The sequence below is a fragment of the Candidatus Leptofilum sp. genome, assembly GCF_965223525.1.
GTDB lineage: Bacteria > Chloroflexota > Anaerolineae > Promineifilales > Promineifilaceae > Leptofilum.
In genome coordinates, this window is record NZ_CBDCWX010000005.1 from 202,062 (window position 1) to 227,766 (window position 25,705).

15 protein-coding genes are annotated in these 25,705 nt (G+C 51.2%); 9 read left to right on the plus strand and 6 right to left on the minus strand.

Translation table 11 applies throughout. The annotated features are described in order from the left end of the window. Nucleotides 1-41: 41 nt before the first annotated feature. The 3 genes from ACOQPM_RS06380 to ACOQPM_RS06390 form a co-directional block, all read right to left on the minus strand. The gene (locus tag ACOQPM_RS06380; RefSeq protein ID WP_420628407.1) at nucleotides 42-515 is read right to left on the minus strand and encodes a hypothetical protein; all 474 of its coding nucleotides are present in this window, start codon (nucleotides 513-515) and stop codon (nucleotides 42-44) included. Between the two features lie 400 nt (nucleotides 516-915). Then, a complete protein-coding gene (locus tag ACOQPM_RS06385; protein ID WP_420628408.1) occupies nucleotides 916-2,133 on the minus strand; it encodes an AfsR/SARP family transcriptional regulator in 1,218 nt (405 codons plus the stop codon). 507 nt (nucleotides 2,134-2,640) lie between these two features. After that, nucleotides 2,641-2,832 (minus strand): hypothetical protein, encoded by a 192-nt coding sequence (locus tag ACOQPM_RS06390; protein WP_420628409.1) that lies wholly within the window; start codon nucleotides 2,830-2,832, stop codon nucleotides 2,641-2,643. A gap of 243 nt (nucleotides 2,833-3,075) precedes the next feature. Here ACOQPM_RS06390 and ACOQPM_RS06395 point away from each other — a divergent pair, with 243 nt between their 5' ends. Then, nucleotides 3,076-5,958 (plus strand): BTAD domain-containing putative transcriptional regulator, encoded by a 2,883-nt coding sequence (locus ACOQPM_RS06395; protein WP_420628410.1) that lies wholly within the window; start codon nucleotides 3,076-3,078, stop codon nucleotides 5,956-5,958. Here the strand turns inward: ACOQPM_RS06395 and ACOQPM_RS06400 are convergent. The 3 genes from ACOQPM_RS06400 to ACOQPM_RS06410 form a co-directional block, all read right to left on the minus strand. Next, the gene (locus ACOQPM_RS06400) at nucleotides 5,955-7,475 is read right to left on the minus strand and encodes a hypothetical protein (RefSeq protein WP_420628411.1); all 1,521 of its coding nucleotides are present in this window, start codon (nucleotides 7,473-7,475) and stop codon (nucleotides 5,955-5,957) included. The two genes, ACOQPM_RS06395 and ACOQPM_RS06400, sit on opposite strands and share 4 nt — an antisense overlap. Before the next feature lie 252 nt (nucleotides 7,476-7,727). Next, nucleotides 7,728-8,750 carry a metallophosphoesterase gene (locus ACOQPM_RS06405; protein ID WP_420628412.1) on the minus strand — a complete coding sequence of 341 codons (1,023 nt, stop codon included), beginning with the start codon at nucleotides 8,748-8,750 and terminating at the stop codon, nucleotides 7,728-7,730. Nucleotides 8,751-8,974: 224 nt separating this feature from the next. Continuing rightward, the gene (locus ACOQPM_RS06410; RefSeq protein WP_420628413.1) at nucleotides 8,975-10,543 is read right to left on the minus strand and encodes a peroxidase family protein; all 1,569 of its coding nucleotides are present in this window, start codon (nucleotides 10,541-10,543) and stop codon (nucleotides 8,975-8,977) included. A gap of 334 nt (nucleotides 10,544-10,877) precedes the next feature. Here ACOQPM_RS06410 and cutA point away from each other — a divergent pair, with 334 nt between their 5' ends. The 8 genes from cutA (at nucleotide 10,878) to ACOQPM_RS06450 (ending at nucleotide 25,682) form a co-directional block, all read left to right on the plus strand. Further along, nucleotides 10,878-13,205 (plus strand): aerobic carbon-monoxide dehydrogenase large subunit, encoded by a 2,328-nt coding sequence (gene cutA / locus ACOQPM_RS06415; RefSeq protein ID WP_420628414.1) that lies wholly within the window; start codon nucleotides 10,878-10,880, stop codon nucleotides 13,203-13,205. Between the two features lie 146 nt (nucleotides 13,206-13,351). Further along, entirely contained in the window at nucleotides 13,352-14,701 is a 1,350-nt protein-coding gene (locus tag ACOQPM_RS06420) for an MFS transporter (RefSeq protein WP_420628415.1), read from the plus strand. Between the two features lie 251 nt (nucleotides 14,702-14,952). Then, nucleotides 14,953-16,248, plus strand: coding sequence for a hydroxymethylglutaryl-CoA reductase, degradative (locus tag ACOQPM_RS06425; protein ID WP_420628416.1), 1,296 nt, complete (start codon nucleotides 14,953-14,955; stop codon nucleotides 16,246-16,248). Between the two features lie 59 nt (nucleotides 16,249-16,307). Next, the gene (locus tag ACOQPM_RS06430; protein ID WP_420628417.1) at nucleotides 16,308-17,384 is read left to right on the plus strand and encodes a hydroxymethylglutaryl-CoA synthase; all 1,077 of its coding nucleotides are present in this window, start codon (nucleotides 16,308-16,310) and stop codon (nucleotides 17,382-17,384) included. Nucleotides 17,385-17,414: 30 nt separating this feature from the next. After that, nucleotides 17,415-18,569: a thiolase domain-containing protein gene (locus ACOQPM_RS06435; RefSeq protein ID WP_420628418.1), complete on the plus strand. Its 1,155-nt coding sequence runs from the start codon at nucleotides 17,415-17,417 to the stop codon at nucleotides 18,567-18,569. Between the two features lie 169 nt (nucleotides 18,570-18,738). Continuing rightward, on the plus strand, nucleotides 18,739-19,140 hold the full coding sequence (locus tag ACOQPM_RS06440) for a Zn-ribbon domain-containing OB-fold protein (protein ID WP_420628419.1): 402 nt from the start codon (nucleotides 18,739-18,741) through the stop codon (nucleotides 19,138-19,140). Between the two features lie 189 nt (nucleotides 19,141-19,329). Next, the gene (locus ACOQPM_RS06445) at nucleotides 19,330-22,422 is read left to right on the plus strand and encodes a tetratricopeptide repeat protein (RefSeq protein ID WP_420628420.1); all 3,093 of its coding nucleotides are present in this window, start codon (nucleotides 19,330-19,332) and stop codon (nucleotides 22,420-22,422) included. 320 nt (nucleotides 22,423-22,742) lie between these two features. Continuing rightward, the gene (locus ACOQPM_RS06450; RefSeq protein WP_420628421.1) at nucleotides 22,743-25,682 is read left to right on the plus strand and encodes a BTAD domain-containing putative transcriptional regulator; all 2,940 of its coding nucleotides are present in this window, start codon (nucleotides 22,743-22,745) and stop codon (nucleotides 25,680-25,682) included. Nucleotides 25,683-25,705 lie beyond the last annotated feature (23 nt).

Sequence of the window (25,705 nt, forward strand, 5' to 3'; positions counted from 1 at the left end):
TGGCAGTGGACTGCCAGGGCCTTCATACCAACACAGTCAGATTAGTGATCTGCCTGCTTTTCGTCGGTGTAGAATTGCAGGATGGGCAGTTCGCAGAAACCAGCCATTGGGCCAGGACGGTCACAGGCATCCAGATAAGTGAGCGCTACCACAGCTTTGTACGGGATGCCGCAGTCGGCATCACGGATGGTGTGTGCAGGCACCTGAATGTCATAGGTGTATTTGCCGTTGCCACAGGGGTCTAGCGGTACACGAATCTCATCCTGGTGCGGCAGCGGGAAGCTGAACTCACGACCACGACCAATGGATTCCATGAACAGCGTCACACACCAGCTACCAGCGATACAGGGAACCAGTGCGCCTTCCAATTTCCAATCTACCCGCACAGACCAGTTCTGATCGGTACGAATAACGTTGTTGGAGGGACGGCCGTTTTCCAGAACCACCGCGTGCATTTCGCCTGCCAATGGTGGATAGGTTGCTACCGTTACTTCAAATGCAGATTTGTTCGTCATGATTAATCTCCTTTTACGACTACAAGTTAATAAAATATAAGGCGCGACCAGTACTGGTATATTGTGAAACAATTCTTAGCCTCTTTTTTTGATTGGGCGTTTGTTTCATCAATGGCCCTATCTTAATGAAGACTGTTCAGGAAAGTTTCGTAGACGGATCATTTATCGGCCAAATTTGAAATGAATTTTTGCCAATATCTAACAAATCTGGGCAGGTTCATTTGAGTGTTCAAAAAAAGTTCAAATTGGTTCGGCTATAAATTTGAGACGGTTTGTTGTTAGTGGTTAGTGTATGGCTACCAGCCACTAGCCACCAACCACTAAATAAAAAAATACCCGGCTGCACAGGTTTGGGGCTGCACAGCCGGGCAAACAAAAAGGAAGAGAAGAGGAGGCGATTTTAGGAGGTCAGCGGTTCTCCGTTGACGATTTGGTTGAACAGTTGGCGGGTGGCTGGCATTGGTTCCACATCTAACTCTTGCGCCAGCAGCTCAACGCAGTGATGGTATTGGCGAATGGCCAGATGGCGCTGGCCTTGATGCAGGTAAGCGCGCATCAGTCGGCGGTGAATATCTTCGCGGCAGCTATCTCCCTGCAAGATTTTTTTGCAAACGGTGACACATTGCGAATACTGCTGGGTCTTCCAATAATGTTGGCTAATACGATCCAGCAGATCCAGATGAGCATGCTTGATGCGTTCGCGGTGTACCAGCGTCCACTCCTCGTAGATATCCTCGGCTAAAAAGTCACCGGCATACAGCTCATCGGCCGTGGCGTAGGCCTGCACGGCCGTTTCCATATCGCCTTCTTTTTCTAGCTGCAAACCGTGGGCGTACTGTTCCTCAAATAGGGCGCTGTCTACCCAAATATCTAGCTCGTCGTTGAAGCTGTAGGTGCCGTCCTGGCAGAGAATGAACTGAAAATCGGAATCATCCTGCTGTAGTGCCTGGCGCAGCAGATAGACGGTTTGGTACATGTTGCGTTTGGCAGCGTCGGGCGTTTCATCCGGCCAAAACTGCTCCATCAGTACATCGTGGCGCACGGGGCGATGTCGGTTCATGATCATATGCTTGAAGATCGATTTGCATTTGTTACCCGACCAGTTGCTGACGAGACGGCCGTTTACAAACACCCGAAACGATCCCAGTAGGTAAACAGCCAGGGACGGCCGTGTGGCAATTTCCTTGGGCTGCGGCCACAGGTTTGGCGCTGGGGGCATGGTGGTGGGCGACGGTTGTTTTGCGACGGCAGTTTGGTTTGCAGATCCATTTGCTTCTTCTGCGGCAGCGGAGTTGATTGTTGTCGTGAGAAACGCAAGCATCTGTTGCTGTAGCTGCTGCTGCCGCTGCAACGATTGCGTCATGGCTTGGCTGTGCAACTCCACTTGCGACTGGTGCTGGGCACACGCCTCGCAAATTTGGATGGCGGCTTCCAGAAGTGCTTCTAAGCGTGCTTCACCGTTAGTAGAAGCGGCCGTTTGGCGATGGCTCAAAATAGCAATCACCTGTTCATAATTATTGGCAATTAAAAACTCAACAGCATTTTGCCAGTCGTTCTTCCAACCAGGCAATGCAGGCGCTGGTGGAATATCTTGCTTTGGCGCAAAAACTGGTTTCACAATTTGCTCCTTTGGAAAACTTCCAATACGTAAACTTTTTATACCCTCATACAAAAGGAACGAATTATGAGCCTGAGCGATACCGGGAACTGTCATATTTTTCTTTCTAAAGGTATTCTTGCACTAAATTTTTTGATTGTCATTCCCGCGAATGCAGGAATCCACGCGGACACAAAAGATGGATACCCGCCTACGCGGGTATGACACCGTCTCTGGAACGAGGAGTGCAATGTTAGGTTATTGTGTTATTCCAAGCGCAAGATTCACCGGCATCATGTTTCAACCTCATAAGACTTCTTTTGAGATTGCCAGCTTGTTTGCTGGAAGATGAACAACACACTTTCACGGCTAGGGGTAACATACATACGACTCATATTGCTCTCCTAAATAAACTAATAAACTTGAGGTGGACAGAAGATAAAAAAGGTGAGCTGCACTGTTTACATAGCAGTTCACCTTCATTAAACGAAACAATTGGATATTTTCAGGCACGCATCCAAAACAACTTTACGGTGGTTCATCTGCGTCGCACTGCTGCTTTAGAAATTGCACCATTTCATCCAGCGTCCGAAACCCATACCGCACCTGCGTAGCAGGGTCTTCCAGCGAAAAGCGAAACACTTTGCTATCGCCACTGCTTGAGCGTTCCTGCCAGAGTTTGAGGATGTAGGTTTGGTAAAAAGGTAACGAATCGAACATTGAGTAAGCTCCCTTGGATATTAGGCAATTTGCCTTATAATTTATGTAAAAGCGGGAGAAACGACTTTATTTATTTTCTCCCACTTTTACGCAGACTATTCCTCTAAAAATATAGGTGGTAAACACAATTTAATCATATTTGGCAATCGCTAATCTATCGTTGATGATGGTTTTTAGGGGCAACCATTCTCAATACCTCTAACGGGTTCCCTGAGTAATCGGGCTGAAAGCAAGCACCACACCATGACGATGTTGAACATTTCTGTACTTGGCAAACTACGCATTCAACAGAATGGTCGTCCGCTGCCGGGGCTGGTGGCGCGCAAGTCGCAAGCGTTGTTGTGTTACCTGGCATTTACCGGACAGCCGCACTCGCGGCAGGCGTTGGCGGGGTTGCTGTGGAGCGAGATGGATGAGGAGAAAGCGCGCCGCAACCTGCGGGTAGCCCTCAGCCGCATGAAAGGGAGTTTGGCAGGCCATCTAATTATTCAGCGAAGAACATTGGCTTTTAACAAGGAACGGCCGTACGCTCTCGACGTCACCCAATTTGAAACCACCCTCAAGCAAAAAGAACTCTCGATTGACGAATTGAAGCAGGCCACCAAGCTGTATCGTGGCTCCTTTTTGGATGATTTTAACGTGCGCGACGCGCCCCTTTTTGAAGAGTGGGTGCGCTTGCAGCAGGAGCATTACCGGCAATTGGCAATGGACGGTTTGTACCGTCTGTCTGCCATGCAAACCGAAGCGCAACAGTTTAACGACGGCATCGAGACATTGAACCGCCTGCTGCTGCTGGAGCCGTGGATGGAAGAAGCGCATCGGCAACTGATGTTGCTGCTGGCGGTAAGCGGCCAGCGCACGGCGGCGCTGGCACAGTACGAAACGTGCGCCGCTCTGCTGGATGAAGAGTTGGGCGTGGAGCCTGCCAGCGAAACCACGGCACTCTACCAAAAAATTCGTGCCGAAGAGCTAGATGATTTGCTGCCTCATTTGACCGTCGTGCCGTCGCCAGCCCCCAAACCGCTGCCACCCCCATTTCAGATGCCGGCAGGCATTCCCCACTTTGTGGGCCGGGCTGCACAGCAGCAGGCTATTGCCCAAACGCTGCAGGATGATGAGACAACGGCCGTTCAAGCCATTGTGGGCATGGGGGGCGTGGGCAAAAGTACGCTGGCAGCCCAAATTGCGGCGCAGCTACAAGGTCATTTTCCAGATGGCGTGCTGTGGGCCAATGCCGCTACCAGCGAACCGATGTCGGTTTTGGAAAGCTGGGCGCAGCTGTATGGCTATGATTTTTCTGCTGTGGGGGATGTGGAAAGCATGGCGGCAGCTTTCCGCAGTGCGCTGGCCGACAAGCGCGTTTTGCTGGTGCTGGATGATGTGAGAAGTGCGGCTCGGATACGGCCGTTGCTCCCCTCCGGCTCCAATTGCCGCGTGTTGCTCACCATGCGCGATCAAGATTTAGCCAGAGTGCTAAATGCCCAGGTGTGGTCTTTGCAAGAGCTGTCTCCGGAAAACGGCCGTTTGCTCTTCCGCCGCATTTTGGGCGAGAAGCGTGTTGAGGCGGAGCCAGATGCTGCCGCCGCCATCTGTGATGAGCTAGCCAATCTGCCCCTGGCTGTGGAGATTACCGCCCAGCGGCTCAAATCCCGCCCCCGCCGCAAGCTGGCAGACCTAGCCCAGCGACTGCGCGATGAAAAGGAGCGGCTCTCGCTACTCACCATCAGCGACCGGGAGGTGCGCGCCTCCTTTGCCCTCAGTTGGGAAACGCTGGACCGCGACTTGAAGCGCGTCTTTGCCCTGCTCGGGCTGTTTGCCGGCCGCTCTTTCGCGGCCGAAGCGGTGGCTCGCATCGCGGAAATGGACGCTTATTTGCTGGAGGACAAGCTGTACGCGCTGGTCGCGCTCTCCTTGCTGCGCGAAGAGGGACAAACGCGCTACCAGCTACATCCCTTGCTGGCCGATTTTGCCCGTGAGCAGTTGGGGGAGGATGTGGAGGAGGAAGTGAACGGCCGTTTCGCCCACTACTACCTCCAATTCGCCCAACAAAACCAAACCGACTACGACGCCCTCCGCCCCGAATGGGATAACCTCATGGCCGCCATGGCAGCCGCCCATACCCACCAGCTTCACCAAACCGTCATTGATTTTGCTGATGCTTTGAATGATGCTTGGTTTGCACGCGGCCGTTACACTCAGGCGCGGATAGGGCATCAGTGGGTATCAGTGGCCACTAAAAAACAGAAAAATGAAATTGCCCAATCAAACAGTTTGCGCCAATTAGGATTAGCCTGTCTAGAACAACGAGATTTTCATGAAGCAACCCAACACCTTTTAGAAAGCAATCAACTCTCTGAAAAAACAAACAATTTAGCTAGCATAGCTCAGAATCATTGTGACCTAGCCCGAATTGCAATTGAACAGTCTGACTATGATCGCGCAAAAAAACATATATTATCCAGCCGCTCTCTAAGGGAAACGCTGGAAGATACAGAGGGGATGGCAGATGTTCTGCATGTTGAAGCTAGAATGCACTATTTCCGTGGCGACTATGAAGAAACCATTCGGTTAGGAACACGAGGACTTTCTATTTTGGAAGCTAATGGCAAAATAGAAAAAGCTATTCGTACCTTGAGCTTATTAGCGACGACATTCACCGTGAAAAATGATTTAAACTTAGCCGAATCTTATGCGAGGCAGGCTCTCCAACTATCTGAGCGCTTTCAAGACAAGGGGGATAGGGCCGTAATTTTTAGTGTTTTAGGGAACATTGCGCGACTTCAGGAACGTCTAGATATTGCCCAACAATATACTGAAACAAGCTTGAGGCTTCTTGAAACAGTTGGCGATTTGGGCTCTCAAGCAATGGTGTTGTATCAGCTGGGTCGAATCCACCTAAAAAAGGATCAGGTTGAGCTAGCCTTGCAAAAAGGATTAAGAAGTATGGAGCTTTGCCAGCTAGCACAATTTAGGTTGCAATTAGCGTGGACATTCACACATTTAGCAGAATGTTTTGAACATATGAACCAGTTCTCATTGGCTCAGGAAAAGTGGCAAGCAGCAAGAGAACTGGCTCAATCATTAAAGCACCCTGTCCTAACAAATTATATTCGGAAACACAGCTAACCAACCCCATCGCCCGGTGGATTAGGTTCAGGCCCTCGCGTCACCCAACCATCGGCATATGCCACATCCGCCCAACCCCAATCCGTATTAGAGGATTTAGGCTTTCGCCGTTTATCTAAAAGTTCAGTGGCTTTGTTATCCTCAATAATCTCATCAAAACCATGAACTTTAACCCACCGAGTAATCCACTTCACCCACCCTATGCTCAGTGACAAGTGATCGTTAATCTGAATATCGGTATCAAAAGAATCAGAATTGACATCTAGGTCAGGACGCATTTGTTCTTTCAAATCATCCGTGAACAAATTTTCACTTTCAACAACAAATTCGCTGAATCGCTCATAAAGTGTAGTCAAATCAACACCCTCTTCAGTTTTTGACCAATTGAACAGTTTCGGTGGCGCAACATTTTCCTTTGTGAAGCTTCGGTCTATAAAATCTAAAACATTTTTAATCATTAAATCCAAGGGCAAGTTTGATTTCAACTCTTCTCCTGGAGCTCGAATATCATCTAAGGTATATCTGCCATTAAATGTTGTAAAAAATGGAGCGTTTTCTCTATCTCTGGCTTCTAGTTTTGTTTTGCGAAAATCATCCCAATAAGTATTGCGGTGGTCTTGCCATAGGTCACCAACTGGTGCAGCCCATTTTTGCCATTTTCTTTGACCTGAATTTGCTAGCACTTTTGTGTAAATATCAGGTCGAACAATCGGCACGGGATCTTCATAGTCAATATACGACTTAGCAAATTCAACTAGCGGATCATCTAATTGTAATTCCTGAAAATTTACAGCCATAACAGGGCCTGCAATTAGGCAACCATAAATATCAGCAAAGATTTCTTCAACCCAATTCCTTAAATATTTTCTAAACTGTAAGTCTTCTTTCTTAAAAGCTTGTTTTAGATCATTTTTCAGATGCGATGAAATAGCTTTGTCATTGAAAGAACCATGACGATAAATATGGTGGGCAGTTTCGTGAGGAATTGCGAGATAATCACGGGGCAATTCAAGAGCAGTAAAAGGCACTCCCACGATAGCCACATTGCTGTAAGGAATCACTCGAACCGAATATGATTTTTGAAAGTATGTTAGAACTTCAGTTTTTTCGATGAAACCTGCTCTAATTGCCGGAAGGAGGGCAATTCGCCCAAGTCTGCTGGCATTTTGCAGGGTTTCCCCCCGCTTTTCGTTGTGATAAGGTGGCAGACGTTGATGCAAAGCCTTCGAAATAAGCTCAAAATCATAAGCAATTTGATCAATAATCGAGCGAAGGACAGAATCTACTGGAAATTCCTCCTTGGGATCATTTAGGTTTGGTCTTTCCAATAATAATCCCGAAAAAAAGTAGTTAAAATGTGACTGACCAAATGCACGAAGGCTTTTAAGTAGGTACCAGATTGTTTGTTTCTCTGGTAGATCATCAGGAACTTTACCCTGTTCAAACAGTTGTATTGATTGTTCAATGTGTGTGTCGAGTGCTTTCCATCTACGAAACCAGGCATTAGACTTATTCATCACAGACCTCCTGTAGTACCTGTTTGCTTTTAATTCTAAACCCACTTTTACAAAATCGTTCTTTAGAAAATGGGACTCTGCCGATTGGCAGAGCCCCCTGCCCCTCCCAAGGGCACTTGGCTCCCTAGCGACTGGAAAACTTACCTATACGATTTGTTGTTTCCAGTGCTTTAATATTGGGTAGTTTACGGCCGCATCATCACTTTATCCCTAATTGCTGATTGTATCTAAAAAAGCGACGTGGAAGTCAGTCTAAAGGCGCCGGGTACGGGTGTTGGTGATCGAACCATTCAAATCTACATCAACCAATTTGACGCTAATGCCGGATTTGAGCGGATATTTTTCGACAATGACACAGCTTGCATTTTTATCACACCATGTCCCTGTATTGGCGTAAATGCGATCTTCTACAAACAAAAAATCTTTGTCTATTTTTTTGTGGTGCGTATGGCCAAAAAGAACCACATTAAAGCCAAAATCGCGGCATAGTTGGTCAGCATGGAACCCTAATTCAAGTTCCCGAATTGCCGTTCGCAAACTCAGCAAACTATGCCCCTGTTGCGTCGGTAAATCTCGATACTGCTTCTTAATTTCGTCAATCGTTTTGATTTGCCCACCAGGCATCATAATCTCTGTCACGTTATTAGCTCGCTCGGCCAATGCTTCAATTAACGATTCGATCATCGTTGCAGACGTTACGGCCGCCTCCAAAACATCATCAAGAGCAAAAACAATATCCGCAAAAGAAAACCCAGCGTGGTTCGATGATGTGTGCAAACGTGAAATATAGTATCCTAGCGGACGGCCGTATGCAGGATCGTTTAGATAATCGGGACGATTAAAAAGGGTGCATAAATGACCATGTTCTGCATGTGTCCGACCCGCCCCCTTATAGGCTGTAATGACTTTTAATCCCGGCACTTCCTTCTCTAACAATGATTTGGGCAGAGTGTAATCGTGATTTCCATGAACAAAAAAAACTTTTATGCCCAAATTTATTGCCTTCCTAAGCCGCTCAAGCTCCTTTGGATTTGCTGCTAGAATTTCATTAAAAGTTGGGGGTTCCTCGTCTGCCGGACAAACCCAATTATCAAACAGATCGCCTAAAAGAATCAAATCTTTTACCTGTTTCGACTTTACTAAAACTTGGTTGTCTAAAAAGCTAAGGAATCGGTTACGATGATTGTTGGAATCGTACCAAGCTTTCTTTGAATCGTACAACCTTTGTGAAGAGAGATGAACATCACTGACGAAAATTCTTTGATAACGCGACATTCTACATTACCTCCTATTCTTACTTTTGAATCACGAATGGGCTAAGAACCTAGATAAAGGGACTCTGCAATTGACACAGAGTCCCTTCTACCCTCCCAGGGCACTAGGCTCGCCCCAGAAACTGAGAATGACCTATAAAACGCTTGTTTTGTGCAATCCGGTACGCTGACAGAGTCAGTGTATATGTTTATCGTTACTCTATCGTTGATCTCTAGAGGTTGTGCCTATTCGGCGGCGTTAGGAACATGCACGCCAGCAAATACCAGGATGTCTTGCAGTGTAGCAATCAAACCGTTCTCACCTTCTGCAACACGAACGCCCGTAACATTTCCATTGGCGTCTTTTTCAACGGCAGGATGGCAACAGTTATTGAAAAAGCTGTTAGGATCCTGCTTGATGAGGTTGATGATTGTTTCGCTGACAATGCGACTGCCCAATTCACCCAGACGATTTCCATCTTGCTGTACGGCCGCTTCGCGCAAAATGTAATACCAAAGCGGTGTCCGATAATCAACCCAACTCTCATTCAGGGACGTAGCTTTGCAATCATCCTCAACATCACCGCAATCAAGAATTTGGTTAGGCTGTAAGGGGAATATCCCAAAGGCGTCACACATTGCTTGCCCGATGGGAATTGAAAGGTTATAGCCTCTTACCAAATTGCTCCGCGCTAGATGTTTAAGAATAGGGCCTGTTCTGCCTAAACTAAACAGGCCACGCGCTATTTTCGCATCGATCTTCCGTGCTTTTTGTGCATCAGCGCCAACAAATTTGTTCCAATCGATGACCCATTCTGAGATTAATTGATGAGAACCATCGGGGTCAACCTGCTCAAAGTTATCAGGTTTATTCCCGGTTTCTAACAGATCCAACAACTCCAAATTCCCAGTAAGATTATTGAGTTCGTACGATGACCGTATCATGGAATGACCAAACCGGAAAGCCGCCACCGAAAACTCAAGCGGCATAAAAGAGCCAGCTCGGCCAACAGAAGCACCAATGAAACGCGGCCCATTCAGCAGTGTGTCTTCCACAATGTTTGGGTCACAAACGTTTTTTAGGTAATCATGGATAACAACATGCTGATAAGCCCAGCTTGCAAGCTGCCGTGCCTGAATATATCCTTCTGGATTGGTTCCGGGCAGAGTGTCGTAAATGGCATTGTAAAACTTGATGAATGCAGTTTGAAGCTGACTGATCATCACGTTTTCGTCATTACGTGCATCTGCAATAATCGCTGGGTAAGAAATGTTGCCTTCTGCATTAACCCTTTTGCCACGCGGTAAATCAAAATGATTGCCATCTTCATTTTCATACACGTGCATTCTTAGCGCGTCATCAAATAGAATCTGAGATTGGGTTTTGGCTCCAGCCACAAGCGCGGGTCCATCCCCAAACACGCTATCCAAGTCCAACGTAGGGCGACGGCCGTTCCGCAAATTGCTCACCACCTCATCAGGATTCAGCGGCAAAACGGAAGCCCCATTACCAATGGCCGTCACTGAACCATCACGATCTGTTCTAGCGGTTAGATCATGATCAATAAACTGACCAAAATAAGTGAAAATGGCTGGAATCGTCGAATCCAAATCTTCTGCCGGAAGTTCATCTGGATTCCCTGGATCTCCCATACAATCAGCGAGATGCTTCAAAATTTCCCACGTTGCTTCAGAGGTTGGTAACAAACAAGCTTCCGAGCGAGCCGCTTCGGGGAAGAAGTAATCAAAAGGCGTTGAAAAAAGAACCTCATCTTCCTCTACCAAGCCTTCAAGATGACTAACTTTACTGAACATAATACTCTCCTTTTTAGATACCCCAACCAATTTGGATGGTGATACAAATTTCAAATTGGGACTGGAAAACTGGATATTGCTAACACTTTAGAGCGTTATCGTTACTTTACCGCTAATTTCCATGCCAAAATTTAACTGGCTGGATAAAATAGGATGAAGTTTTTGAGACGGCACTTTTCAAAGATGTAAATTCAGCATATTGTTATCTCGATTATTTGGTTATCGCTTGAATCTGTATTTGTTTGTAGTGTAGTGGCTAATCGTTTGCTCTACCGTTTGCAGCAAATCAGGTAATAGAGGTAATTTTTATATTTCTTACTATTTGGAGGCTCCCATGGCTGGTACACAATTCTTTGGCGAACGAATTAAGCGAAACGAAGACCCACGCCTGCTTACCGGGCAGGCACTGTTCACCGACGATGTGAACCTGCCCGACATGCTCCACGCCGCTTTTTATCGCAGCCCGTACGCACACGGCCGTATCCTCAGCATAGACACCTCCATGGCCCAAGAAATGGAGGGCGTGGTTGCCGTGTACACTGCCAATGATTTGGGCGATTACTGGCAACCGGGACCGCTGCTCGTGCCGCCGCCCCCTGTCAAAGACATCGTGTTTAACCAGCGCACCCAGGTGCCGCTGGCCAAAGACAAAGTGCGCTTTGTGGGCGAACCGATTGTGATGGTCGTCGCCGAAAGCCGCTACATTGCCGAAGACGCCACTGACCTCATTTTTGTGGACGTTGAACGGCTGCCCGCCGTGGTGGATTTGGCTGCTGCGCTAGAGCCAGACTCTGCGCTGGTACACGAAGACGTCGGCAACAACATCTCTGCCCATGTGGTGCAAGAAAAAGGCAGCTACCAAGCGGCAAAGGCTAAGGCCGATCACATCATCCAGCGCGAGCTTGAGTACGATCACGGCATCGCAGCCGCGATGGAAAATCGGGGCGTGGTCGCCCAGTGGGACCGCCGCGCTCAGCGGCTGACGATGTGGGACACCACCCAGGCTCCCGTCTTTGTTCGCAACGGCATGGCCGCGCTGCTTGGCCTCTCGGAAAATCAGGTGCGGGTAATTGCTCCCTTCATCGGCGGGGGTTTTGGCCCCAAAATCATGATGTTTTACCAAGAAGAGGTGCTGGTACCCTGGGCGGCGATGAAGCTGGATCGCCCGGTGAAGTGGATCGAGGATCGTGCCGAAAACTTTGTAGCCACCACGCACGAACGCAACCAGACCCACACCGTTGAAGCCGCTTTTAGCAAAGACGGCCGTATCCTCGGCATCCACGACGTTTTCCTACATGACCAGGGCGCCTACGCTCCCTACGGCCTCACTGTGGCACTGAACAGCCAGTGCACTCTGCTGGGGCCATATGATATTGAGAACTATTATTCGGAATTTACGGCCGTTTTCACCAACAAAACCATCGTCACCCCCTACCGTGGTGCGGGGCGGCAGCACGGCGTCTTTGTGGTGGAGCGCCTGCTAGACATTGCCGCCCGCGAGTTGGGCATTGATAAAGCCGAAATCCGCCGCCGCAACTTCATCCCGCCAGACAAATTCCCCTACAACAACGAAATCATCTACCAAGATTTTGGGCCGCTCAAATACGACAGCGGCAACTACGAACCCGTGTTAGACAAAGCGTTAAAAATCGTTGGCTACGACGACTTTTACCAAAACATCCAGCCGCAGGCCCGTGCCGAAGGACGGCAGTTGGGTTTGGGATTGGTTGCGTATGTAGAAGGGACTGGCATCGGGCCATATGAAGGGGCGCGCGTGCAGGTGACCAGCAGTGGCCGCGTCAGCGTCGCCACCGGTATTGGCACGCAGGGGCAAGGGCATTACACCAGCTTTGCCCAAATTGTGGCCGACCAGGTTGGCGTAAACGTGTCTGACGTGGATTTGGTGACGGGCGACACCGACCAGTTCCACTGGGGTGCAGGCACCTTTGCCAGCCGCGGTGCGGTGGTCGCCGGCAGTGCCATCAACGAAGCCGCCCGCGACGTACGCCAAAAAATCCTCAAGCTGGCCAGCGACCTGCTGGAAGTGGCTGAAGAAGATTTAGAGCTAGGAGATGGCAAAGTGCAGGTCAAAGGCGTGCCGGATCGCGCCATTCCGCTAGGGGAACTGGCGCAACAGGCCAATCCGATGCGCGGCGCAGTCAAGCCCGGCACCGAGCCAGGCTTGGAAGCGACCAACTATTTCGGGCCAGAGTACGGCGCTACTGCCAGCGGCGTCCACGCCATGATTGTGGAGGTTGATCCCGAAACGATGGACGTGGAAATTTTGCGCTACGTGGTGGTGCATGACTGCGGCGAGGTGATCAACCCGCTCATTTTAGATGGGCAAATTCAGGGAGGCGTGGCCCAGGGTATCGGCAACGCATTTTATGAGCAAATTATCTACAACGAGCAGGGGCAGCTCCTGACTGGCTCCTTCATGGATTATTTGCTGCCCACCTCGCTAGACGTGCCAAATGTGGAAATTGACCATGAAACCACCCCTTCGCCGCTGAATCCGCTGGGCATCAAAGGGGCAGGTGAAGCTGGGGCTATTCCCACCGCACCGCTCTTTGCCCAGGCGGTGGAAGATGCGCTCAACAACCAAATCGAAATCCGCGAAATCCCCCTCAGCCCCAGTAAGCTGTGGGAGCTGATGCAGTAGTTAGCAAGCACCACAAACTACTTTGGAGCTGGTCATGAAGGTGGCCAGCTTTTTTTACGGCCGTTTCCTTCAACGCACTACATCACACATTTGTTACCCTAAATTGGCATGGGCTATCTAGCCGAACCGACGTATGATGGGCGGCTATGTCTAAAAATCAGGAACACCCATCAGAAGTCACCCTAAACCTTGCCGAAATTACGGAGAATGTGCCGGAAACGGCCGTTTCCCCCAAAACCGACCCCCTCGTTCAAAAATCGCCCATCTTTTACGGCTGGATCATTTTTGCCGTGGGCACGATTGGCCTCACCATGACCAGCCCCGGCCAAACCTACGCCGTCTCCATCTTTATTGAGCATTTCATTACCGACCTGAACCTAAGCCGCTCCTTGGTCAGCACTCTATACACCGTTGGTACACTCACGGGAAGTTTTGCCCTCCCCTTCATCGGGCGGCAAATCGATCAGCGCGGACATCGCCTGATGGTGCTGCTCATCTCCGTGGGTTTTGGTCTTGCCTGCATCTACATGGGATTTGTGCAAAACGCTATCATGCTGGGTCTTGGCTTTGTGGCTATTCGCATGTTGGGGCAAGGCAGCCTCTCCGTGGTGAGCCAAAACGTCATCAACCAATGGTGGGTGCAGCGGCGCGGCATGATTATGGGCTTGGCTGGTCTGCTTTTTGCCCTTTTGGGCTTGGGGCTGTTCCCCAATTTAATAAATTGGCTCATTCCCATTTACAGTTGGCGCACCACCTACATGATTTTGGGCGGCATCCTGTTGCTGTTTATGGCGCCGTTGGGGGCAATTTTCTTCCGAGAACGGCCAGAGGTGTATGGCTTGCAGCCTGATGGCCTGACTGAATCTGTAAAAGATAGTTTGGTGGAAACGGCCGTTCCCATCATCACGCCCAGCGACGAAAATTGGACAGTCAGCGAAGTCATACGCACGGGCGCATTCTGGAACATTTCGCTGGGCATTGCCTCCATTGCCATGCTGTCTACCGGCTTGTTCTTCCACATGATCAGCATCTTCGATGACAACCAGCTATCCGCCTCGGTAGCCGCTTCTGTTTACGTGCCAATTGCCGTCACCACCGCCCTGATAAACCTCGTGGGCGGCTATCTGATGGATCGCGTGGCGCCCCGTTTCTTGTTGGCGACTGCGCTTCTACTCCAAGCCATTTGCCTGGTGATGGCTCCCTATTTGTCTAGCATAGAAATTGCCTTTTTGTACGGCATGGTGCTGGGTGCCACCAGCGGCCTGTCTCGCATCGTCGGCAGTGTTATCTGGGCTAGCTATTTCGGCCGGCGTCATCTGGGAAGCATTACAGGCCTGGCCACTCCCATTGGCGTTGCAGGCACGGCTTTTGGTCCACTTATCTTTGGCGTTGGGCGCGATCTGATGGGGACTTACAATACAGTGCTATTTGCTTCCGCCATCGTGCCGTTCTTACTTGGCATTGCAGCTCTCTTCCTCACAAAGCCTAAAAAATAGAGGCTCATCTATGCCTTTATGTGACAGTCACTTCGGAAGTGACTGTCACATTGATACGTAAATTACTTTCCCGCTTTTCCACAAAATAGCGTGGTATTTCCTTAAAATCCCCCTCATTTCGTCCCTCAAATCCTCTCATGACAGCTTTTGGCAGTGTTTCGACTGTATATTTCGGGGCTGTGGCGGCCAAACGCATCTTGCTGGCAAACGACCGTCCCTCACAATAGACACTAACACGCAAGGAGAGAAAATTGGGCAATAAATCATCACGACTACCTGGATTTTATAAACGGCCGTTAGCCGAACGTGTACAGATCATTGCCGATTGGGCGGGGCTAGATAGCAACGAAGCGGCCGTCCTCAACGAACAAGGGCTAACCAACGAACTGGCCGACAAAATGATTGAAAACACGCTAGGCACCTTCGCCCTGCCGCTGGGTGTGGCCGCCAACTTTAAGATCAACGGCCGTGACTATCTCATCCCGATGGCCGTGGAAGAACCTAGCGTGGTGGCCGCCGTGAGCAACGCTGCCAAGAAGATTCGCGCCGGCGGTGGTTTCCGCACCAGTGCCACCGACCCCGTGATGATTGGCCAAATTCAGGTCCTCGACATTCCCGACATGAACGCCGCCATTGTCGCCATTGAGGCCAACAAAGCTAGCTTGCTAGAAACGGCCAACTGCTGCGACAAGGTGATTGTGAGCCTGGGTGGAGGGGCGCAGAATATTGTGGCACGGCCGTTTCCCAACACCCCCGTCGGCCCCATGCTCATCATCCACCTGTACTTTGATACGCGTGATGCGATGGGCGCCAACGCCATCAACACCGCCCTGGAATCACTTGCGCCAAAGATCGCCGAACTGACAAACGGCCGTACCAGCCTACGCATCCTCTCAAATTTGGCCGACCAGCGCACCGCCACCGCCCGCTGCACCATCCCCGCCGACCAGCTAGCCACCAAAGAGTATAGTGGCCAGGAAGTGGCCAAACTGATCGAAGAGGCCAACGCCTTTGCCATCGTCGATCCGTACCGGGCAGCCACCCACAACAAAGGCATCATGAACGGCATTGATGCCGTCTGCATCGCCACAGGTAACGATTGGCGGGCGGTTGAGGCTGGAGCGCATGCTTTTGCCGCGCGGGACGGCCGTTACCAATCCCTCACTGACTGGCACGTAGATGAAAATGGCGATCTGTACGGCGAAATCACCCTGCCGATGGCTGTGGGCATGGTGGGCGGGGCCACCAAAGTACATCCCACCGCCCGCGTCGCCATGAAAATTTTAGATGTGAAATCCGCGCCAGAGCTGGCTCAGGTAATGGCCGCCGTCGGACTGGCCCAAAATTTAGCCGCCATCAACGCGCTGGCCACCGTGGGCATCCAAAAAGGGCATATGGCTCTGCACGCCCGGCAGGTGGCTATGGCCGCTGGCGCACCCGAAGAACTTATCCAACAAGTGGCCGATCAGCTCGTCGCCGAACGACGCATTCATGTGGATCGCGCCAAAGAAATTATTGCCAGTAATCAGTTACCAATAGGTCAGTAATCAATCTGAAAACTGACCTACTGAACGCTGACTCACTGAATACTGAAACAGGGGAAACAATGAGCGAATACAAACCTCAAGATGGATTGATGAAACCAGATCGCCCAGTGGGCATCGTGGGTTACGGGGCATATGTGCCCCGGTACCGACTACCTGCCAGCGAGGTCTCCAAGATGTGGACCAACGGCACAGGCGGCACGCCTATCGTGGAAAAAGCGGTCAATGGACTGGATGAAGACGTGATCACCATGTCAATCGAAGCAGCCCGAAATGCACTCATGCGTGGCCGTATCAACCCGCAGGAGATTCGCGCCGTCTGGGTGGGCAGCGAGAGTCATCCGTATGCCGTCAAGCCCAGCAGCACTATCGTCGCTGAAGCGATTGGCGCCGTGCCAAACACAATGGCAGGCGACTGGGAGTTTGCCTGCAAAGCGGGTACCGAAGCGATGCAGGCAGCCATTGGCTTTGTCGGCTCGGGCATGGCACGTTATGCCTTCAGCATTGGTATGGACACCGCCCAGGGTCGCCCCGGTGATGCGCTAGAATACACGGCGGCGGCTGGCGGAGCGGCCGTTCTGCTGGGGCCTGGCGATGAATCAGTTGCCATCATTAACGGCTCCTACTCCTTTGTGACAGATACGCCAGACTTTTGGCGGCGCGCTCACGCTGAATATCCCTCCCACGGCGATCGCTTTACGGGCGAACCCGCCTACTTCAAGCACGTCACGGGTGCGGCCGAAATGCTGATGGAATCACTTGGCACAATCTCTGCCGATTACGATTGGGCGGTGTTCCATCAGCCCAATGCCAAATTCCCGCAGCGCGTGGGCAAAAGCCTCGGCTTCACGCCAGAGCAAATCAAGCCAGGTCTGCTCAGTCCGCGCATCGGCAACACTTACTCTGGCAGCACCATGATTGGCCTCACCGCCATTTTGGACATCGCCCAACCGGGCGACCGCATTTTGATGGTGAGCTACGGCTCTGGCGCTGGCTCCGATGCCTTCGACATCGAAGTGACCGAAAAACTACCAGAAGCGCAAAATCGCGCCACCACCACCGAAGGCTACATTAGCCGCCGCACGGAAATTAGTTACGCCACGTATACCCGGTACCGAGATAAATTGAAACTGAACTAAAACTAACCTCCCGGAGGTTTTGAGAAAACTATGAACGACGTATCAATCATTGGCCTGGGTCAAACCGAAGTAAAAGAGATGTGGAGCACCTCCATTCGCCATTTGGCATGGTACGCCATCGAGGCAGCTCTGGACGATGCCCACGTAAGCAAAGTAGATGCTCTGTTTGTGGGCAACATGGCTGCTGGCCAGCTAAGCAACCAGATGCACCTAGGTGCACTCATCGCTGATTTCGCGGGGATGCGTGGCATTGAAGCAGTGACGGTGGAAGCAGCTGATGCTTCTGGCGGCGCGGCCTTGCGTCAGGCTGTCTTGGCCGTGAAAAGTGGCCTGGTTGAAACGGCGCTGGTTGTCGGCGTGGAAAAGATGACGGATCAGGTAGGGAGTCCGGTTACGGCCGTTCTCTCCAGCACCCTCGACGCCGATTATGAAGCGATTCATGGACTGACCGTGGCTGGCATGGGAGCGTTGCTTATGCGTCGCTACATGCACGAATACGGTCTCAAGGTAGAAGATTTTGCTAACTTCAGCGTCAATGCCCACGCCAACGGGTCAAACAATCCGCTGGCAATGTTCCGCAATCGGCTCAAGGCTGAACGTTTTGCCAACGCGCCTCAGGTCGCCACACCGGTTAGCTTGTTTGACGCAGCACCCAGCGGCGACGGCTCAGCGGCAGTGATCATCACTAGTCACGAACGGGCGCAAGATATGATGCCACAGCCAATCCGCATTGTTGGTTCCGCCCTGGCTACCGATACGCTAGCCCTGCACGACCGCAAAAATATGTTACACCTACGGGCTGCCGAAATCAGTGCCAAAAAAGCCATGGAAGCGGCGGGCGTTAGCCACGACGACATTGATCTGTTTGAGCTGCACGATTCGTTTACCGTCATGGCTGCCCTGTCGCTAGAAGCAACGGGCTTTGCCGCACCGGGCGAAGGGTGGCGGTTGGCGCGGGATGAGGAGATTGGTAAGAACGGCCGTATTCCCATCAGCACGTTTGGCGGACTTAAAGCGCGGGGCAATCCGGGCGGCGCAACAGGCATGTACCAGATTGTGGAAGTGGCCCGCCAACTGCGCGGTCAGGCAGGCGATAACCAAATTGCAGACGCCAAAGTTGGCATGGCGCAAAATTTAGGGGGTAGTGGGGCAACGGCCGTTACGCACATTCTTAGTAATCGGTAAACGGTAATCGGTGAACAACCGACCACTGATTACCGTCTTTTGATAGCTTTTGACAGTCTTTTTACCGTGACTGACAGTGAATGAGAGGGGTTTTAGCCATAATAGGTTGTGATGAAAGGCGCAAACGGCCGTTCGCAAAACCTGATAACGTATTTAGGGAGACAACATAATGGAAGTTTCACGCCATTGGCGATTACAAGAACAGCGATATAAATTAGTAGGCGAAACCTGCGATACCTGCGGCGTCAAGCTATTTCCGCCGCGCGACGTCTGCCTGGAATGCAAGGCACCCGCTTATGAACTGTACACCTTCACCGGTCTCGGTGAAATCTACTCATTCACCACCATTTACGACCCCCCAGCAGGCTTTGAGCACAATGCCCCTTACACCGTTGCCCTCGTCAAACTAGAGGAAGGCCCCATTGTCACCGCCCAGCTTACCGACATGGACGAAAGCAAACTGAGCATTGGGATGCCTGTAGAAATGGTTACGCGAAAGCTGCGTACCGACGGCGAAGAAGGAATGATTGTGTACGGCTATAAATTCCGTCCAGCCATGCTAGCCAACTAACAACCAACAAACTTGACCAGATATTTGTAGGCTGGCTTCACAAAGAAGCCAGCCTTTTTCTTTGGAACGGCAAACTAAGCAAGGAGACTTGTAACTTACCCCTGATGTAATTTGTCCGAGCGTCTCTCTTGGTTGGGAGCTTGAGTTGTGTGTAAACTATAGTCACTTCCTGCTGCTTGGAGAACATTGATGCTGTCGTTTTCGTTACTTGGACAAACTGTTGTACTAAAAAATGGGGAGCCTGTAAGCAAGTTTCGCAGCCAAAAAGAGGCTGCCCTGCTCATCTATTTGGCCCACACCGGGCAAACCCACCAACGCGAATTTATTGCTGAACTGCTCTGGGAAAGCAGCTCCACAAAACAAGCGCTAACCAACTTACGCACTGCCCTCTCTCGTCTGCGAAAGCAAGTGGACGCTGCGTTGGTGATTACCCGCAAAACATTAGCTTTAGCGCCAGAAAGCCAACAGCAGGTTGATTCTGTCAAATTATTGCAAATGGTGGCATCTATCGAGCAGATTGACACCGTCGAAAAAGCCACCACCCTGCAGAAAGCACTGGACACCTATCAGGGCGCGTTCCTGGCAGATTTTCACCTAACTGGTTCACAAAATTTTGCAGAATGGGTTACGACAACGCGTGAGCAGATTCGCAGGCAGGTGATGACGGCCTATGACAAGCTGGGGCGGTACGCGCTGGCTGCGGATGACGCAGGGTATGGCATTGCCCTTGCCCGTCGCTGGCTACAGGTAGATGCGCTCAATGAGTCAACCCACACACTCCTGATTCGGCTGCAAATTGAACAGGGGAATGTGCGAGAAGCGATGGCGCAATACGCTCACGCGGCTAACCTGCTAAAAACTGAGTTAGACATTGAACCGTCCGCCGAAATGACGGCGTTGATTAAGAAAGCACGGCCACGGCCGGCTACCACAAAACGTGAACCAACCCTCATCCGCCACAACTTGCCACCCGCTTACGACCAGTTTTTTGGCCGCCAGACCGCCCAACAAGAGATTCATACCCGCCTAGACCAGCCGTGGTGTCGGCTCGTCACCATTATGGGGCAAGGCGGCGTGGGCAAAACGCGCCTGGCCACCACCATCGCCCGCAGCCGCCGCAGCCAATATCCCGATGGGGTGTGGCTGGTTGAGCTGGAAAACATTGACGCAGATGATAATGATTTGGCAGAAACGATTGCGGTCGAAATTGCCACCATTCTTGACCTGCGGCTGACGGGGTCAGCTACACCGGTTGAACAACTGCTGAACCATCTGCAACACAAACAGATGCTGCTGGTGCTGGACAATTTTGAGCATTTGCTGGCTGGCGCGCAAATTGTGCTAGATATTGTGCAGCGGTGCGAAAAGGTGCAGATGATTGTCACCTCGCGGGAAGCATTGCGGATACGTGCCGAGTGGACGATTGCGCTAACGGGGTTGAGCTACCCCACCAGCGACGCGGATGCTCTGTCTTCCGAGGCGGTGGAACTGTTTGTAGCGCGGCGGGCGCAGCAGCAACGGGGGGCGGTTGCGGCGGATGAGCTAACGGCCGTTCGCAACATCTGTCGCCTAGTGGAAGGATTACCGCTAGCAATTGAACTGGCCGCCGCCCTCACTCGCCACGCCACGCCCCAGACCATTGCCAACCGCTTGCAGGATGGCTTTGATGCGCTAAAAACGTCGTTGCGAGACGTGCCGCAGCGTCATCAGGAGCTGCACGTTGTTTTTGAGATGTCGTGGCGTACGCTGACCCCGGAGCTGCAAACACAACTGGCGCGACTGTCAATTTTCAGGGGCGGGTTTACGGAAACGGCCGTTGCCCACATCACCCAAGCCAGCACCCATCACCTCACCGCCCTCATAGAAAAGTCATTGCTCACCTATCATGCAGAATCAGAGCGATACACCCTCCATCCGGTCATTCGCGCATATGCGGCTGAGAAGCGAGGCTTTGCCGACCCCACCCCACACAAACACGCTCATTACTACCTCACCCTGTTGGCGCAACAGACCAAACCGTTACAGAAAAACGAGCCGCAAACCTCCATCCGCCTGCTCGAACCAGACATTGAGAATGCGCGCCAAGCCTGGCAAACGGCACTGTCCGCACACAATGCCGAATTGCTCCATAACGCCCTCACCTCGCTCTCCATTTACTACCAACTGCGCGGCTTGGCGCATGAAGGGGAAACCGTCATGCAAGAGACCATGAGCGCGGCAAAAACATGGGAGGCAGAAGCTGTGGGGTTGGCAGCCCGTGCCGGGCTGGAGCGGGCGCGGTTCCAAAATCGGCTGGGGCAATATCGGCCGGCAATGCAGACAATTAAAGCGACGTTGAAGTCGGCTAACCAATGTAATGATCGCTGGGCAGAGGGGATGGGGCATATGTGGTGGGGCGAATCGCTGTGGCGGCTAGGGGAATACAACGCGGCCAAAGAGAAGCTCACCCATGCCCTCGACATCGGCCACGCTCTCGATGCCACCCTGATTATTGGCTGGGGCCATCACCAACTGGGCATTGTCCACGACATCCAAAGCCGCTTCGATACCGCCCACGACCATCTTGAAAAAGCGTGTACCGCATGGCGGGGAATAGATAATCTCCAAGCCTTAAGCGGCAGTCTCAACAGCATTGGTCTTGTTTGCTACCATCAGGGTGACTTAACGGCTGCTCAACAGGCAATGGAGAAAGCCCTTGCAATTTGTGATCAATTAGATGATCGTCATCGTCAATCGCTTTTGGTTAACAACCTTAGCATGATATTACTTGAGCAAGGTGACTACGAAGGCGCACAATATTATTTACAACTTGGTCATGAATTGGCAACCATTAGCGGCAATTTAACAGTTCAGGGAGAAATTTACATTAATCTCGGTAGAAATTATCTGCTACGGGGTGAACCTGATTTAGCAGGCGAAAGTTTAGAGAGAGGGTTGCAGATCGCGAAGTCGGTAGGGAATCGTACTTTGATGGCAACGGCAATGTTCGTTCTAGCAGAGGTAAAAAGTGGACAAGGAAACCTGGAACGAGCAGAATCTTTATATGATCAAACCTTAAAGATTGCCCGACAAGACAACCTACAAGGTGTTGAATGTGAAACCTTGATTAGCATGGCAGAACTTTTTGGCATGATTGACGCAGAACGGGCAAAGCAATACATTGTGCAAGCTGTTAAGTTAGCAGAAGGCATCCAAAACCTGCAGTTGCTTGAACAAGCTAAGACCATTGCTTACAATTTGAGTGCGTCGGCAAATTTAAACGACAAGAACCTGCCTACATGACAGGTTCTTGCGAAAAATCTGTGCGATTTTGCTGCTATCCACCACTGTGCGAACCACACGTCAAGCAAGCGTAAGTGATGGCAGGTTGCCAAGTAACAAGAAAGGGTACGATGGCGGCCAAGATGAGGGTTTTCCATTTGTTGATACGTTTCATGATTTGGTCTCCTATACTGTGTGTTTTGGCGATTCCCTGTGAACCGCTCTGTTGACCACACCTTAGGAAGACCACGCACCCATAGCGCACCCAAGTGAATAATTAATTGTGAAGTTTGAATTGAGAATTGTGAATGAGCTGCTCCGTTCACAATTCACAATTTGTTATGATGAGTAGAAAGCTGCAAATAAAAATCCTCGGATCGTTGCAGGTGAAGGTGGGGGAAGAAACGGCCGTTTTCCGCACAGACGCCCTTCGTGTATTACTCTCCACCCTCGCCGCGCATCAAGGCCAGCCCCAACGCCGCGACACGTTGGCTGGCTTGCTCTCCCCTGATCGTCCCAATAAAGAAGCACTCACTTATTTGCGAAACCGCCTCACGCGCTTGCGGAAGACGATTGGTGACGATACGGCGTCGCCGCCTTACCTAGCTATTGACCGCAAACAGATCACTCTCCGCACGGGCGACGACATCTCCGTTGACGTTGTGCAGTTTGAACAATGTTTGGCGACAGTAGAAACGCATCCGCATAGGCAGTTAGCGGGTTGTCCGACCTGTTTGGGGCTGTTGGAAACGGCCGTCTCCCTCATCCGTGGTGAGCTTTTGGCCGGCCTCAACTTCCCCAGCGAGACGTGGGAGGCATGGCTAACCGCCCAGCGGGGGCACATTCACCAACGGGCTTTGGAGGCAATGAGTTTGCTGCGGGACGCACGAATGCAGCTTGGGGAGTGGACGGCCGTTCTGGACATTGCCCAACGCCAACTACAGCTAGAACCGTGGCTGGAGCCTACCCACCGCGCCCTCATGCAAGCCCACGCCCTCCTCGGCGACCGTAATGCCGCTTTGGCCCAGTTTGAACAGTGCCAAACGGTGTTGTGGGATGAGTTAGGCATCGAGCCGGAGGAAGAAACCATCACACTTTGGGAATCAATTCAGGCTGGAGAGCTGGATTTATCCCTCATCATTCCTAATTCATCCCTCCCCAACAATTTACCACTGCCACCAGGCCAATTTTTTGGCCGCGAAGCAGAGCAAACGCAGCTACTCCAGCGGCTAGTTGATCCCAACTACCGCCTTATCACGCTGGTTGGCACAGCTGGCATTGGCAAGACGCGCCTCGCCATCGAGGTGGGACGGCAGGTGAAAACGAGTTTCCCGGATGGGGTCTGGTTTGTGCCGCTGGAGGCAGTTCAGGAGGGCGCAGAGCAAATTAAAATTGCCGTTGGGGAAGCAGTGGATCTGGCGCAGGATGACAAGCAACTCACTGGCGAGCAGGTGCTGGCCATTTTGCGCGACAAGCAGATGCTGCTGATTTTTGATAACAGCGAAGTGACGCTTGACAATCTTGTCTTCATTCCCGAATGGCTGCGGCGCGCGCCAAACATTGCCATTTTGGCCACCTCGCGGGAGCCGCTCAACTTTCAGGCGGAATCGGTCATCTTTTTGGATGGACTCCCAATTGGCGAAGTTGACATGAGCGCAGCGGAAGCGATGTTTGCAGAACGGGGACAAACTGCGCGGGCAGATTTTGCGGTAACGGCCGTAAACCTGCCCCAAGTGCGCCACATCTGTGAATTAGTCGGTGGCTCGCCGTTGGGGATTGCGCTGGCGGCGGCGTGGGTGCGGCGGCGGTCGCTGCCGCAGATCATCGAAGGCATCGGCCAGTCGCTGGACTTCCTCAGCACGCGCCTGCGCGATGTGGATCCGCGCCATCGCAGCGTGCGAGCGGTGTTTGAGACGTCGTGGCAGCTACTTTCGGCAGAGGAACAGGCGGTGCTAGCCACTTTGTCTGTGTTTCCGGAGACTTTTACGGCCGTTTCTGCCGCAAAAGTCTCCGGAGCCACCCTGCTAGACCTCGACCTGCTGTGTGAAAAATCGCTGCTGCAACAGCAGCACGAACCGGAACGCTACGAAATGCACAGCCTCCTACGCCAGTTCGCCACTGACAAATTGGCAAACCGCAAACCAAAAGTTAACCGCGCCTTTGTTGACCATTTTTATCAATTTGCCTCCGACCACCGGGATGATTATGCTGCGCTGCAACCGGAATGGCGCAATTTTTCGGCAGGTATCGCCAAAGCCCACACGCTTGCAGCGTGGCAAACCATCCTCGATTTTGTGCAAGTGCTAGACGAGCCGTGGTTCCGCCAGATTCGCTTTCAGGATATGCGGGAAGGGCTGGCATTGGCTTTGGAGGCAGCAACACTTTTGCAAAATCAGCCTGCCCTGGCGTGGACACTGCTGCGCCTGGGTGAGATTGAAACGGAGCTAAATGATTACGCGACAGCGGAAGCACATTTAGCCGAGGGGCTGCAACTTTTCATGCGGTTGGAGGATAGTTTGGGAATCGCCCAGGGGAGGTATTTGTACGGCCGTATCAACATGGAGCAAGCAAAGGATAATCAAGCCATCGAGCTTTGCACAAATTCCATGCACATTTTCGAAGAGCAAGAAGATTGGTTAGGTGTGGCAAAAAATCTAAACTTGCTGGCACTTTGTCACATCAAAAAACATCGAGATTTTCAAACAGCCCAAGCATTTTTGGAAAAATCTGTCACGCTACAGCAAACAATGCCCCCCACTTCAAATTATATAGAAACGCTACGCCATTTGGCTCGTGTAAAGAGCGTGATGAAGGAATTTGATGCTGCAGAGGATTATCTTTCCGAAGCAGCTCACATTGCACACCAACACAAAAATGTGGGCGAGTATGCGGCCACATTGTATGAGCGAGTTATATTGTGCAAAAAACAAGGTCAACATCATGAAGCATTGAAATTTGGCTATGAATCGCTGGACAACCTCAAAAAATTAGGCAGCCTCCGGCTGGAGGCGATGCTTAAAACACAGCTTGGTCTTTTGCATCAAGCAGAGCAAAATTTTGAACAAGCCATGGACTTGCTTAAAGATGGGTTGCAAATTTTTTCTGAATTGGGCGATATTTTTGAGCAGGCGCATTCCCATTTTTATTTACATAAACTGCACGCCGCCGTGAATAACACCAAACAAAGCCAAAATGCGTGGCAGCAAGCGTACAATCTAAACCTTAAATTGAAAGACCCGCGCCTAACCGAGCGGCTAAATGAAAGTGCTTCACCTCATTGATTACCAATAACTGGCAACCGTTC

Bases quoted from the DNA above. Each gene is read 5' to 3' on its own strand.
- ACOQPM_RS06435 (WP_420628418.1), top strand. From the start codon at position 17,415: ATGAACGACGTATCAATCATTGGCCTGGGTCAAACCGAAGTAAAAGAG.
- ACOQPM_RS06440 (WP_420628419.1), top strand. From the start codon at position 18,739: ATGGAAGTTTCACGCCATTGGCGATTACAAGAACAGCGATATAAATTA.
- ACOQPM_RS06400 (WP_420628411.1), bottom strand. From the start codon at position 7,475: ATGAATAAGTCTAATGCCTGGTTTCGTAGATGGAAAGCACTCGACACA.
- ACOQPM_RS06395 (WP_420628410.1), top strand. From the start codon at position 3,076: ATGACGATGTTGAACATTTCTGTACTTGGCAAACTACGCATTCAACAG.
- ACOQPM_RS06445 (WP_420628420.1), top strand. From the start codon at position 19,330: ATGCTGTCGTTTTCGTTACTTGGACAAACTGTTGTACTAAAAAATGGG.
- ACOQPM_RS06420 (WP_420628415.1), top strand. From the start codon at position 13,352: ATGTCTAAAAATCAGGAACACCCATCAGAAGTCACCCTAAACCTTGCC.
- cutA (WP_420628414.1), top strand. From the start codon at position 10,878: ATGGCTGGTACACAATTCTTTGGCGAACGAATTAAGCGAAACGAAGAC.
- ACOQPM_RS06380 (WP_420628407.1), bottom strand. From the start codon at position 515: ATGACGAACAAATCTGCATTTGAAGTAACGGTAGCAACCTATCCACCA.
- ACOQPM_RS06410 (WP_420628413.1), bottom strand. From the start codon at position 10,543: ATGTTCAGTAAAGTTAGTCATCTTGAAGGCTTGGTAGAGGAAGATGAG.
- ACOQPM_RS06430 (WP_420628417.1), top strand. From the start codon at position 16,308: ATGAGCGAATACAAACCTCAAGATGGATTGATGAAACCAGATCGCCCA.
- ACOQPM_RS06450 (WP_420628421.1), top strand. From the start codon at position 22,743: ATGATGAGTAGAAAGCTGCAAATAAAAATCCTCGGATCGTTGCAGGTG.
- ACOQPM_RS06390 (WP_420628409.1), bottom strand. From the start codon at position 2,832: ATGTTCGATTCGTTACCTTTTTACCAAACCTACATCCTCAAACTCTGG.
- ACOQPM_RS06405 (WP_420628412.1), bottom strand. From the start codon at position 8,750: ATGTCGCGTTATCAAAGAATTTTCGTCAGTGATGTTCATCTCTCTTCA.